Here is a 12,916-nt window from a genome sequence, read left to right as displayed (position 1 = left end):
GTTAGGTGCCGCACCCAGTGCACCCAGCTGTGGTAAGCCAGAGTTCGAGTCGTCACATGACCGTCTGAGGAGTCAATACACATGGCCATCTCCGTCCAGATGCCCGCGCTAGGTGAGAGCGTCACTGAAGGGACCGTCACCCGTTGGCTTAAACAGGAGGGCGACACCGTCGAACTCGACGAGCCGCTGCTGGAGGTGTCCACGGACAAGGTCGACACCGAGATCCCGTCCCCGGCCGCCGGCGTCTTGACCAAGATCGTCGCCCAGGAGGACGACACCGTCGAGATCGGCGGGGAGCTCGCAGTCATCGGCGAGGCCGGCGAATCGTCGGGGGCGTCGGCGTCCGCAGAGCCGGAATCCAAGCCCGAGCCCGAGCCCGAACCGCAGGCCACCCAGCCGTCGGCCGCTCCGTCCGAGTCCCCCGCGCCGGAGCCTGCCGCCCCGGCCAAGCCGGCCGCGTCGGGATCGGCCACCACGGTCACCATGCCCGAGTTGGGCGAGTCGGTCACCGAGGGCACCGTCACCCGGTGGCTCAAGAAGGTCGGTGACTCCGTCGGCGTGGACGAGCCGCTGGTGGAGGTGTCCACCGACAAGGTCGACACCGAGATTCCGTCCCCGGTTGCCGGCACCCTGCTGGAGATCACCGCCGAAGAGGACGACACCGTCGCCGTCGGTGGCGAGCTCGCCAAGATCGGGGAGGCCGGTGCGGCCCAGGAGCCGGCTCCCGAGCCCAAGCCCGAACCGAAATCCGAGCCGAAGCCGGAACCCAAGCCCGAACCGAAGCCGAAGCCGGAGCCGAAGCCCGAGCCCAAGCCGGAGCCCAAGGCCGAGCCCAAGCCCGAACCCAAGGCCGAGCCCGCCGCAGCCGGTGACGGCTCGCCGTATGTCACGCCGCTGGTGCGGAAGTTGGCCTCGGAGAACGGCGTCGACCTCGCCCAGGTGAAGGGCACCGGCGTCGGTGGTCGTATCCGCAAGCAGGATGTGCTGGCCGCCGCGGAAGCGAAGAAGGCTCCCCCGGCCGCGTCGGCGCCCGCCGCTGCGGCCCCTGCCGCCGCCGCACCCGCGGCCTCGGCCACGCCGGCCCCGGCGCTGGCGCATCTGCGCGGAACCACGCAGAAGGCCAACCGAATTCGCCAGATCACAGCCAAGAAGACGCGCGAATCCCTGCAGGCGACGGCGCAGCTGACGCAGACCCACGAGGTCGACATGACCAAGATCGTGGCGTTGCGGGCCCGGGCGAAGGCCGACTTCGCCGAGCGCGAGGGGGTCAACCTCACGTATCTGCCGTTCATCGCCCGCGCCGTCATCGATGCGCTCAAGGCCCACCCGAACGTCAACGCCAGCTACAACGAGGACACCAAGGAGATCACCTACTACGACGCCGAGCACCTCGGCTTCGCGGTCGACACCGAACAGGGTCTGCTCTCCCCGGTGATCCACAACGCCGGTGACCTGTCGCTGGGCGGGCTGGCGCGCGCCATCTCCGACATCGCGGCCCGTGCCCGGTCGGGCAACCTCAAGCCCGACGAGCTGGCCGGTGGCACGTTCACGATCACCAACATCGGCAGCCAGGGCGCGCTGTTCGACACGCCCATCCTGGTGCCGCCGCAGGCGGCGATGCTGGGCACCGGCGCGATCGTCAAACGCCCGCGGGTGATCTCCGATGAGTACGGCAACGAGTCGATCGGTGTGCGGTCGGTGTGCTACCTGCCGCTGACCTATGACCACCGACTGATCGACGGCGCCGACGCCGGCCGATTCGTGACCACCATCAAGCGCCGGCTCGAAGAAGGTGCATTCGAGGCCGACCTCGGGCTGTAAGGGCCGTTAGGAGGGGCTCCCCACTGTGGCGGACGCCGTCATCGCGATAGCGGGATCGTCCGGTCTGATCGGTTCAGCGCTGGTTGCCGCACTGCGCGCCGCCGATCACCGGGTTCTCCGAATCGTTCGCCGGGCACCATCGAACGGCGACGAGTTGTTCTGGAACCCCGATACCGGAGAGTTCGATGCCGACGCCATCCGCGGCGTGCACGCGGTGGTGAACCTCTGCGGCATCGGGGTCGGCGACAAGCGGTGGTCGGGCGCGTTCAAACAGAGCCTGCGCGACAGCCGCATCGGGCCCACCGAGGTGCTCGCCGGCGCCGTCGCCGACGCCGGGGTACCGGTCCTGGTCAATGCCAGCGCCGTCGGCTACTACGGCGATACCCGCGGCCGGGTGACCGACGAGACCGCACCCGAAGGACAAGGTTTCCTGGCCCGGCTGTGCGCGGACTGGGAGGCGGCCACCGCTGGGGCCGTGGCCGCCGGCGCCCGGGTGGTGCTGCTGCGCACCGGTCTGGTGATGTCGCCCTCCGGCGGCATGGTGAGCCGCCTCAAGCCGCTGTTCTCGCTGGGCCTGGGCGCGCGGTTGGGCAACGGCCGGCAGTACGTTCCGTGGATCAGTCTGGAGGACGAGGTCCGTGCCGTGCTGTTTGCGATCTCGAACGAAAGTCTCTCGGGCCCGGTCAATCTCACCGGCCCCGCGCCGGTCACCAACGCCGAGTTCACCGCGGCGCTGGGCCGGGCGGTCAACCGGCCCGCTCCGGCGATCGTGCCGGGTTTCGCCTTGCGTGCCCTGGTCGGCGAGATCGCCGATGAGGGCCTGCTGGTGGGCCAGCGGGCGATCCCGGCCGCATTGGAGCGCGCCGGTTTTACTTTCCACCACAACACCGTGGGTGAGGCGCTGACGTACGCCACCGCACCCAAAGACGCATGACCGGGGTCGCCGCGCAGCAGGGGCGTACGGTCGAGGCTGTGACGTCCATCCGCTCAAGCGCCGGGCCGGTCGAGGTGCGGCGGATGGGCGTGATCGATTACCAGGACGCCTGGGCGCTGCAGCGTGAGATCGCCGACGCCAGAGTCGCCGGCGGGCCCGACACCCTGTTGCTGCTGCAACACCCCGCGGTGTACACCGCCGGCAAGCGCACCGAGCCGCACGAACGCCCGGTGGACGGCACGCCCGTCGTCGACACCGACCGCGGCGGCAAGATCACCTGGCACGGTCCCGGCCAACTGGTGGGCTACCCCATCATCGGTCTGACCGAGCCGCTGGATGTGGTGAATTTCGTTCGGCGCCTTGAGGAAGCACTCATCCGGGTATGCGCAGACCTCGGTCTGAAAACCGGCCGGGTCGAGGGACGGTCCGGGGTCTGGGTGCCAGGCAATGAACTGCAGCCGGCCCGCAAGGTCGCCGCGATCGGTATCCGGGTATCCCGCGCCACGACGCTGCACGGCTTCGCACTGAACTGTGATTGCGAGCTGTCCGCGTACTCCTCGATCGTGCCGTGCGGCATCGCCGATGCGGGTGTCACGTCGCTGACGGCCGAGTTGGGCCGTCACATCACGGTCGAGGACGTCACCGATCGCGTCGCCGCCGCGGTGTGTGACGCGCTCGACGGCCGTCTCGAAGTTGCCCTGAACGTAGGATGAATCTGTGAGTGTCGTTCCAGAAGGTCGAAAGCTGCTGCGTCTGGAAGTGCGGAACGCGCAGACGCCCATCGAACGCAAGCCACCGTGGATCAAGACGCGGGCCAAGATGGGGCCCGAGTACACCGAGCTGAAGGGTCTGGTGCGGCGCGAAGGCCTGCACACGGTGTGCGAGGAGGCTGGCTGCCCCAACATCTTCGAGTGCTGGGAGGACCGGGAGGCGACGTTCCTGATCGGTGGTGAGCAGTGCACCCGCCGCTGCGACTTCTGCCAGATCGACACCGGCAAGCCGGCCGAGTTGGACCGTGACGAACCGCGCCGGGTGGCCGAGAGCGTGCAGGCGATGGGCTTGCGTTACTCCACCGTCACCGGGGTGGCCCGCGACGACCTGCCCGACGGCGGAGCCTGGCTGTATGCCGAGACGGTGCGTTACATCAAGCGGCTCAACCCGAACACCGGCGTGGAGCTGCTGGCGCCGGACTTCAACGGCAACCCCGACCAGCTCGAGGAAGTGTTCGAGTCGCGCCCGGAGGTGTTCGCGCACAACGTCGAAACGGTGCCGCGCATATTCAAGCGCATTCGTCCGGCCTTCCGTTACGAGCGCAGCCTGGACGTCATCACCGCGGCCCGCAACTTCGGCCTGGTGACCAAGTCGAACCTGATCCTCGGCATGGGCGAGACCATCGACGAGGTGCAGACGGCATTGCAGGACCTCCACGAGGCCGGCTGCGACATCGTCACCATCACCCAATACCTGCGGCCGTCCCCGCGGCATCACCCGGTCGAACGCTGGGTGCATCCCGACGAGTTCGTGGAGTTGTCGAGCTACGCCGAGGGCCTGGGGTTCGCCGGCGTCCTGGCCGGACCGCTGGTGCGTTCGTCGTACCGTGCGGGCCGGCTCTATGCGCAGGCCGCACGGGTTCGGTTCGCGGATCGTCCCCCCGTATCCTGAAGTAATGGCGAAAACCCGCACTGCCGCAGAAACGAAAGCGGCAAAGGCCGAGGCGAAGGCTGCCCGTAAGGCGGCCTCCAAGCAGCGGCGTAGTCAACTGTGGCAGGCATTCCAGATGCAGCGCAAAGAGGACAAGCGCCTGTTGCCGTACATGGTCGGCGCCTTCGTGCTGATCGTGGCTGCCGCGGTGGTCGCCGGTGTGCTCATCGGTGGGTTCACCATGTACACCCTGATCCCCCTCGGTGTGGTGTTGGGCGCGCTGGTGGCGTTCATCATCTTCGGCCGCCGGGCCCAGAAGTCGGTGTACGCCAAGGCCGAAGGCCAGACCGGCGCGGCCGCCTGGGCGCTGGACAACCTGCGCGGCAAGTGGCGTGTCACGCCGGGCGTCGCGGCGACCGGGCACTTCGACGCCGTGCACCGGGTGATCGGCCGGCCCGGCGTGATCTTCGTCGGCGAGGGTTCGGCCAACCGGGTCAAACCTCTGCTGGCCCAGGAGAAGAAGCGCACCGCGCGGCTGATCGGCGACATCCCGATCTACGACATCGTGGTCGGCAACGGCGAGGGCGAGGTCCCGCTGTCCAAGCTGGAGCGTCATCTGAACAAGCTGCCGGCGAACATCACGGTCAAGCAGATGGATTCCGTAGAGTCCCGGTTGGTGGCGCTCGGCACCAAGACCGGCCCCGCCGGGTTGCCCAAGGGCCCGATGCCCGCGGGCGCGAAGATGCGCGGTGTTCAGCGCACCGCGCGCCGGCGCTAGCCAGTTCGCACTGCCGAGTGTGACGAAGATCGCGAGGATTCCGAAGAATCTCGCGATCTTCTTCACGTTCGGGTCGCGCTAGCGGCGCACCACGGCGGTGTGGCTCGCCAGGTCGTGCAAGCCACGCAGATCGCGGTCGGAGACCAGCGGCGGGATCACCAGGGCGATCAACACCACCCGCAGGAATGCCCGCACGATGCCGATCCGGTCGCGGCCGTCAGCAGGCACCACCGCCAGCCCGACGGCGAGCTGCCCCGGCGTGAACGAGAACAGCCGCACCGCGATCGTGCCGATCACCATCCAGACCACCAGCACCGCCGTGGACAGCATGGGAAGCGATACCAGCCCCATCGCCATGGCCAACCCGGCCAGCCCGTAGGCCACCAGCCAGTCGATGCAGAGCGCGCCGACGCGCCGCCCCATCCGGGCCAGCGACCCGGACCCGGACTCGGGCAGGCCGAGCCGCTCACCGGGGTATTTACCGCGGCCGTCTGGTGCGTCATTCCCGTCGCCGGCGTCGAACGGACCGGGTCCGGATAGCCAAGTTCCCATGGTGCGGGCCATAGGGTCAGAATAGGCGTGACCGGTTACGTGCCCGTCGGTAGCTCATGTCACACATGAACGTCATTGCGTAACTTGCGCGCAACATATGGTTGACGACTGCGCAACATCGTGTCCTTAGCGTCAACCCGCGGGTTACCAGTAAAGGAGAACACTGAAGTGGCAGAAAAGACGTCCGACGACATCTTCAAGCTGATCAAGGACGAAAACGTCGAATACGTCGACATTCGCTTCTGCGATCTGCCCGGAGTCGTCCAGCACTTCTCGATCCCGGCAACGGCGTTCGACGAGAGCGTTTTCGAGGACGGCCTCGCGTTCGACGGCTCCTCGGTCCGCGGCTTCCAGTCGATCCACGAATCCGACATGATGCTGCTGCCGGACCCCGACACCGCGCGCATCGACCCGTTCCGCGCCGCCAAGACGCTGAACCTCAACTTCTTCGTGCACGACCCGTTCACCCGTGAGGCCTACTCGCGTGATCCGCGCAACGTGGCCCGCAAGGCGGAGAACTACCTGGCCAGCACCGGTATCGCGGACACCTGCTTCTTCGGGGCCGAGGCCGAGTTCTACATCTTCGACTCGGTGCAGTTCGACTCGAAGATCAACGGCACCTTCTACGAGGTCGACTCGGAGTCGGGCTGGTGGAACACCGGAGAGCCCTTCGAGGCCGACGGCAGCGCCAACCGTGGCTACAAGGTGCGCCCCAAGGGCGGCTACTTCCCGGTCGCGCCGTATGACCACTACGTCGACCTGCGCGACGAGATGGCGACCAACCTGATCAACGCGGGATTCACCCTCGAGCGCGGTCACCACGAGGTGGGCACCGCCGGTCAGGCCGAGATCAACTACAAGTTCAACACCCTGCTGCACGCGGCCGACGATGTGCTGCTGTTCAAGTACATCATCAAGAACACCGCCTGGCAGAACGGCAAGACCGTCACCTTCATGCCCAAGCCGCTGTTCGGCGACAACGGGTCGGGTATGCACGCCCACCAGTCGCTGTGGAAGGACGGCCAGCCGCTGTTCCACGACGAGTCCGGTTACGCCGGCCTGTCCGACATCGCGCGCCACTACATCGGCGGCATCCTGCACCATGCCCCGTCGCTGCTGGCGTTCACCAACCCCACGGTGAACTCCTACAAGCGTCTGGTGCCCGGCTACGAGGCGCCGATCAACCTGGTCTACAGCCAGCGCAACCGCTCGGCGTGTGTGCGTATCCCGATCACCGGCAACAACCCGAAGGCCAAGCGCCTGGAGTTCCGTTGCCCGGACAGCTCGGGTAACCCGTACCTGGCGTTCGCGGCGATGCTGATGGCCGGCATCGACGGCATCAAGAAGAAGATCGAGCCGCTGGCCCCGGTCGACAAGGACCTCTACGAGCTGCCGCCGGACGAGGCCGCCAACATCCCGCAGGCCCCGACCTCGCTGGCCGCCGTCATCGACAAGCTCGAAGAGGACCACGAGTACCTCACCGAGGGCGGCGTGTTCACCGAGGACCTGATCGAGACCTGGATCTCCTACAAGCGGGAGAACGAGATCATGCCGATCCAGATCCGGCCTCACCCGTACGAGTTCAGCCTGTACTACGACGTGTAAGTCAGGCACCTCGTAGCCCGAGCAGCCGCAGATGTCCCCGCACGCCCGGCGTGTCGGGGACATCTGTGTCTGCTCGCCGGGTGGCACCGCACAATGGGCCAATGCGTGTTCTGGTGCAGCGGGTGTCCTCGGCAAGTGTCTCCGTCGACGGCGAGGTGGTCGGGCGCATCGACCCCGACACCCAGGGGTTGCTCGCGCTGGTCGGGGTCACCCATGACGACGATGCGGCCAAGGCCCGCCGGATGGCCGAAAAGCTGTGGCAGTTAAGGATTCTCGATGGCGAGAAGTCTGCGTCGGACCTTGCCGCACCGATTCTGGTGATCAGTCAGTTCACGCTCTACGCCAACACCGAGAAGGGCAGGCGGCCGTCCTGGAACGCGGCGGCTCCGGGCTCGATCGCCGAACCACTGGTGGCCGAATTCGCCGCCGCCCTGAGCACGCTGGGCGCCACTGTGCAAACGGGAGTTTTCGGTGCGCACATGCAGGTGGAACTGGTCAATGACGGGCCGGTAACAGTGCTCCTCGAGCTGTGAGATTCCTGGCCGTCAACAAGTATCGTCACATCATGACGTCCAACCTCGACTCCCGGCTCGCCTCGTATGCGCCCGCCGCCATCGGGATCTTCCGCATCGTGTTCGGCCTGCTCTTCACGATCCATGGCACGTCGAAGCTCTTCGCCTGGCCCGTCGACATGGGGAGCGGCGCAGCCGCGGTCGGCTCCTGGCCGGTCTGGTATGCAGGCGTCCTCGAACTCGTCTTGGGCCTGCTGATCCTGATCGGCCTGTTCACTCGGATCGCGGCCTTCATCGCCGCCGGGCAGATGGCCGTGGCGTACTTCTGGCAGCACCAGCCCCAGGGGCTGTGGCCTTCGGAGAACGGCGGTGAGCTTGCAGTGCTGTACTGCTTCGGCTTCCTGCTGTTGGTCGCGATCGGCAGTGGGGCGTTCGCCGTGGATGCCGCACGGAACAAGGCCTAATCCAGCGCGAGATCCTTGCGGAAGCGCGTCATCCCGTCGATCTTCTCGGCCAGCGTGGCGTGCGGACCGGAGTAGAACATCCACGGCATGGTGATGACGCCGCGGATACCGCCGGCTTCCGCGCGTGCGTAATGCTCGGCGGTGAAGGCATCGGTCAATGGCGTGATGATGGTGAAATCGTCCATCGTCAAACCACTTTCGGCGCGAAGCCGACGGAGCTGCTCAACCCGCTGTAGTGCGTCCTCAGTGGAGATCAGATCGCCGATCCAGCCATCGTGGCGCGCCGCGCGACGCAGTGCGATGTCGGACAATCCCCCGACGTAGATCGGGATCGGCGGCGGCGTGGGCTCCATTTCCAACCGCGGTGTCGAGTAGAACTCGCCGTCGAACTCCGTCCACCCCGGCGCCCACAGCTCTTTCATCAACTCGAGCATCTCGTCCGTGCGCTTGCCGCGTCGCGCGAACTGCTGGCCCAACAGGTCGAACTCATCCTCACACCAGCCGACGCCGACGCCCAGTTCCAGCCGCCCGCCGGCCAGATAGGCGGCGGTACCAATGGCTTTGGCCGCCGAGTACGGATCGCGCATCGCCGGCAGGTAGACCGTGGTGACGAACTTCAGCCGCGACGTGACGAGCGCCAACGCCCCGATCATCACCCACGGGTCCGGCCAGTCGGTGAACGCCTCCCAACGCCGCTTGCCGTCCTTGGTGTAGGGATATGGGGTTCTCAGCGTCTCCAGCTTCACCACGTGATCGGGGATGCCCATTCCGTCGTAGCCGAGATCGTCTGCGGCCCTGGCCACTTCGATGGCCTCACGGGTGTCCATGAAGGCCGTACTGACGTAGAACCTCACCCGGCGTTCCGGGCCCAGGCCGGGGTGATGAATACGCCTTCGGCCTCGACGGTGATTCCGTCTGCGTCGCTGATATGGCCGCGGGCAAAGGTTTTGACGCCTTCGGTCCGGTCGATGTAGGCCTCGGCGCGCAACGGCCCCAAGGGCGTGCCGCGGCGATACCGGCAGGTGATGGTGCCCGTGTAACGCGGTTCGTTCAGCCCGCCGCTGGCCGCCTCGCCGAGGATGTGGTCGAGCACCAGAGCGCAGATTCCGCCGTGCACCCACCCCAACGGCCCTTCATAGGCCGCACCGAGCACGAATTCGCTCCAGCAGCTGCCGTCTTCGGCATGCTCGATCACCAGTGGCGGGGCCAGCGCGTTGCGCAGTCCGACAACCGGATTCGCCCACACCACCGGCCTGCCGGTGTCGGCGTGCACCACCGCGTGGGGACCGTCCCGCTGTTCGGCACGCAGGCTCGCCGCGATGGCCTCGACGGCGGCGGTGGCCTCGGCGATGGTCTGCGGGTCCACCTCGGTGCGCACGCCGGCGTCGACGAGCTCGCGCATCGCCCGGGCGAACGGCTCGTAGACGGCTTCGAGTCGGTCGTGCTCGGCGGCGGAGAGGACGTCGAACGTATGGTTCATAGACGTACTTACTATCAGGTGTTCCAGCGCGCCAACACTCACCCCCTCCGGCCCCCTGGGCGGCTCAGCCGCTCCGGCCCCTCTGGCGGCTCAGCCGCCGAAAATCTTGAGGACCACACCCTTCGCCCGCCGAGTCACCCTCAGGTAGTTGTCCAGGAACTCGCCGCCATCGTCGCTGCCCCACCCGGCCGCCAAGGCCACGGCGTTGAGCTGACGGCCCGGCCCGGGTAGCTGATCGGTCGGCTTGCCGCGCACCAGCACCAGCGCGTTGCGGGCGCGGGTGGCCGTCAACCAGGCGTCGCGCAGCAATTCCACGTCACTTTCGGCGACCAGCTCGGCCGCGCCGATGGCATCGAGGGTCTGCAAGGTCGAGGTGTTGTGCAGCGCCGGTACTTCGTGCGCGTGGCGCAGCTGCAACAACTGCACGGTCCATTCGATGTCGGCCAGCCCGCCGCGTCCCAACTTGGTGTGGGTGTTGGGATCCGCGCCGCGCGGCAGACGCTCGGCATCCACCCGCGCCTTGATCCGGCGGATCTCCTGCACCGCTTCCGCCGATACCCCGCCCGAGGGGTAACGGGTTTTGTCGGCGATGAGCAGGAAGCGCTCCCCGAGTTCCATGTCGCCCGCGACGCTGTGAGCCCGCAGCAGCGCCTGGATCTCCCACGGCTGCGCCCACTGCTCGTAGTAGGCCGCATATGAGGCCAGCGTGCGGACCAGGGGCCCGTTGCGCCCCTCGGGGCGTAACCCGGTGTCGACCTCCAGCGGCGGGTCGGCGCTCGGCGTGCCCAGCAGGGCCCTGACCTGTTCGGCGATGCTCACCGACCAGCGCACGGCAGCCGAGTCCTCCACACCGGGCTGCGGCTCGCAGACGAACATCACGTCAGCGTCCGAGCCGTAGCCCAGCTCCCCGCCACCGAGCCGGCCCATGCCGATCACCGCAATGCGGGCCGGCACACCGGATTGCGGGGTGTTGGCCCGGATCACGGCGTTCAGCGCGGCCTGCAGCACCGCCACCCACACCGCGGTCAGCGCCTTGCACACATCGGTGACGTCGAGCAATCCGAGCACGTCGGCCGAGGCGACGCGGGCCAGTTCCCGACGCCGCAGCGTGCGCGCAGCCGCGATGCCGCGCACCGGGTCGGAGTGCCGCCCGGCCGAGGCCACGAGTGCCCGCGCGACACTGTCGGGTTCGCCGTCGAGCAGTTTCGGTCCATTGGGGCCGTCCGCGTAGAGCTGAATCACCTCGGGGGCGCGCATCAACAGCTCGGGGATGTAGGCCGAGGTGCCCAGCACCCGCATCAGCCGCTTGGCCACCGCGCCCTCGTCGCGCAGGGTCGACAGATACCAGCGCTGCTCGGCCAGCTCCTCACTGATGCGGCGGTAGGCCAGCAGGCCGGCATCCGGATCGGGCGCATCCGACAGCCAGTCCAGCAGCGTCGGCAGCAGCACCTGTTGTACCCGGCCGCGGCGTCCGCTCTGCCCGGTGAGCGCGGCCAGGTGGGTCAGCGCGCTCTGCGGCCCTTCGTAACCCAGTGCGGCGAGCTGGCGTTCGGCGGCCTCGGTGCTCATCCCGGTGCCGATCCCCACCGCGGGCTGGCCCACCGATTCCAGCAGGGGCTGATAGAAGAGCTTGGCGTGCAAGCGTGACACCCGCATGCTCTGCCGCTTGAGCTCTTCGCGCAGCACGCCTTGGGCATCGTGGCGGCCGTCGGGCCGGACGTGCGCGGCCCGGGCCAGCCAGCGGTATGCCTCGTCATCGTTGTCGTCGGGGAGCATGTGGGTCCGCTTGAGCCGTTGCAGCTGCAGGCGGTGCTCGAGCAGACGCAGGAACTCGTAGGAGGCGGTCATGTTGGCGGCGTCGTCCCGCCCGACGTATCCGCCGTCGCCGAGAGCGGCCAACGCATCGACGGTGGAGGCCACATGCAGCGCGTCGTCGTTGCGACCGTGCACCAATTGCAGGAGCTGTACGGCGAATTCGACGTCCCGCAGGCCACCGGTGCCGAGTTTGAGTTCGCGGGCGCGCACCCCGGCGGGGACGAGTTCTTCGACGCGGCGACGCATCGCCTGGACCTCGGGCACGAAATCCTCGCGCTCGCAGGCGGTCCACACCATGGGCATCAAGGCGTCGATGTAGGCCTGGCCCAGCTCGGGATCGCCGGTAGCCGGTCGCGCTTTGAGCAGGGCCTGGAATTCCCAGGTCTTGGCCCACCGCTGGTAGTAGGCGACGTGGGAGTCGAGGGTCCGGACCAGTTGGCCGCGTTTGCCTTCCGGACGCAGCGCGGCGTCGACCTCGAAGAAGGCGTCGGCAGCGAAGCGCATCATCTCACCGGCGACGCGGGTGGCGGTGGCCAGGTTGTCCCCTGTCGAATCGTCGGCGTCATCGATCACGGGTTCCCCGACAAAGATGACGTCGACGTCGCTGACGTAATTCAGTTCGCGCGCACCGCATTTGCCCATCGCGATGACGGCCAGGCGAGGTTCGGGCCCGTCCCCGCACACGGCGCGGGTGGCCACCGTCAGCGCCGCACCCAGTGCGGCGTCGGCCAGGTCCGACAGGTGTGCGGCGACCTCGACGAACGGCAGCACCGGCTCGTTCTCGACGGTCGAGGCAACGTCGAGGGCGGCCAGCACCAGCAGCCGGTCGCGGTACAGATCGCGCAGTGGGGGTACGGCAGTGCCTGTGCCCCGGTCGATTTCGACGTCGCGGGCCGCAGTGGTGAAGGTCTCGCGCAGCTCGCCGGCACCGGGCAGTGTCACCTCACCGGCCAGCAGCCGCCACGACTCGGGATGGGCCACCAGATGATCGCCCAGGGCCAGTGAGGATCCCAGGACGCCGAACAGCCGGCCACGCAGGGCGCGGTCCGTCAGCAGCGTCCGGTTGAGCTCATTCCAGTCCGCCTCGTCCAGCTCGTCGGCCAGGCGGACCATGGCCAGCAGCGCGATGTCGGCGTCTGGTGCGCGCGACAGGGACCACAGCAGCTCGACGTGCGCCTCGGTGTTCCAGCCGAGTCGATCAAGTTCGGCGGTGGCCTGCGGATGCACCAGCCCGAGCCGACCGACGCTGGGCAGTTTCGGACGATCGGTCGCAGGTTTGGGCACGTTCACGACGGTAGCGCACGAACGGCCCCC

General features: G+C 67.8%; 12 protein-coding genes. 8 read left to right on the top strand and 4 right to left on the bottom strand.

Translation table 11 applies throughout. The annotated features are described in order from the left end of the window. Positions 1–81: 81 nt before the first annotated feature. From sucB to A5699_RS22845, 5 genes are read left to right on the top strand one after another with little or no spacing between them, the layout of a single operon-like run. Positions 82–1,821, top strand: a complete 1,740-nt coding sequence (sucB, locus tag A5699_RS22865; protein ID WP_067774277.1) for a 2-oxoglutarate dehydrogenase, E2 component, dihydrolipoamide succinyltransferase — start codon at positions 82–84, stop codon at positions 1,819–1,821. Positions 1,822–1,846: 25 nt separating this feature from the next. Next, entirely contained in the window at positions 1,847–2,755 is a 909-nt protein-coding gene (locus A5699_RS22860; protein ID WP_067774274.1) for a TIGR01777 family oxidoreductase, read from the top strand. Further along, on the top strand, positions 2,752–3,468 hold the full coding sequence (gene lipB, locus A5699_RS22855; protein WP_197508370.1) for a lipoyl(octanoyl) transferase LipB: 717 nt from the start codon (positions 2,752–2,754) through the stop codon (positions 3,466–3,468). Before A5699_RS22860 ends, lipB begins: the two co-directional genes overlap by 4 nt. A 4-nt stretch (positions 3,469–3,472) precedes the next feature. Further along, complete coding sequence (gene lipA / locus A5699_RS22850) at positions 3,473–4,417, top strand: lipoyl synthase (RefSeq protein ID WP_067774272.1); 945 nt, start codon at positions 3,473–3,475, stop codon at positions 4,415–4,417. Between the two features lie 4 nt (positions 4,418–4,421). Beyond that, positions 4,422–5,174: a DUF4191 domain-containing protein gene (locus A5699_RS22845; protein ID WP_067774269.1), complete on the top strand. Its 753-nt coding sequence runs from the start codon at positions 4,422–4,424 to the stop codon at positions 5,172–5,174. Positions 5,175–5,252: 78 nt separating this feature from the next. On the opposite strand, the gene A5699_RS22840 is transcribed toward A5699_RS22845, so the two are convergent. Then, complete coding sequence (locus tag A5699_RS22840; RefSeq protein WP_197508369.1) at positions 5,253–5,738, bottom strand: RDD family protein; 486 nt, start codon at positions 5,736–5,738, stop codon at positions 5,253–5,255. 156 nt (positions 5,739–5,894) lie between these two features. Here A5699_RS22840 and glnA point away from each other — a divergent pair, with 156 nt between their 5' ends. From glnA to A5699_RS22825, 3 genes are all read left to right on the top strand, one after another. Next, on the top strand, positions 5,895–7,331 hold the full coding sequence (gene glnA, locus A5699_RS22835) for a type I glutamate--ammonia ligase (RefSeq protein WP_067774266.1): 1,437 nt from the start codon (positions 5,895–5,897) through the stop codon (positions 7,329–7,331). A gap of 101 nt (positions 7,332–7,432) precedes the next feature. Then, positions 7,433–7,864 carry a D-aminoacyl-tRNA deacylase gene (gene dtd, locus A5699_RS22830; RefSeq protein ID WP_067774263.1) on the top strand — a complete coding sequence of 144 codons (432 nt, stop codon included), beginning with the start codon at positions 7,433–7,435 and terminating at the stop codon, positions 7,862–7,864. Positions 7,865–7,896: 32 nt separating this feature from the next. Then, complete coding sequence (locus A5699_RS22825) at positions 7,897–8,307, top strand: DoxX family protein (protein WP_067774414.1); 411 nt, start codon at positions 7,897–7,899, stop codon at positions 8,305–8,307. On the opposite strand, the gene A5699_RS22820 is transcribed toward A5699_RS22825, so the two are convergent. The 3 genes from A5699_RS22820 to A5699_RS22810 all read right to left on the bottom strand — a co-directional run bounded on the left by A5699_RS22820 (position 8,304) and on the right by A5699_RS22810 (position 12,892). Then, a complete protein-coding gene (locus tag A5699_RS22820; protein ID WP_067774261.1) occupies positions 8,304–9,161 on the bottom strand; it encodes a TIGR03619 family F420-dependent LLM class oxidoreductase in 858 nt (285 codons plus the stop codon). The genes A5699_RS22825 and A5699_RS22820 overlap by 4 nt on opposite strands. Continuing rightward, positions 9,158–9,787 (bottom strand): PaaI family thioesterase, encoded by a 630-nt coding sequence (locus A5699_RS22815; RefSeq protein WP_067774258.1) that lies wholly within the window; start codon positions 9,785–9,787, stop codon positions 9,158–9,160. The genes A5699_RS22820 and A5699_RS22815 overlap by 4 nt, the downstream gene beginning before the upstream one ends. A 90-nt stretch (positions 9,788–9,877) precedes the next feature. Beyond that, positions 9,878–12,892 (bottom strand): bifunctional [glutamine synthetase] adenylyltransferase/[glutamine synthetase]-adenylyl-L-tyrosine phosphorylase, encoded by a 3,015-nt coding sequence (locus A5699_RS22810; RefSeq protein ID WP_157561411.1) that lies wholly within the window; start codon positions 12,890–12,892, stop codon positions 9,878–9,880. Positions 12,893–12,916 lie beyond the last annotated feature (24 nt).

It is taken from the genome of Mycobacterium sp. E802 (assembly GCF_001666875.1).
Taxonomy (GTDB): domain Bacteria; phylum Actinomycetota; class Actinomycetes; order Mycobacteriales; family Mycobacteriaceae; genus Mycobacterium.
Note: the sequence above shows the minus strand (reverse complement) of the source record. Positions and strands in the feature narration are given on the sequence as shown.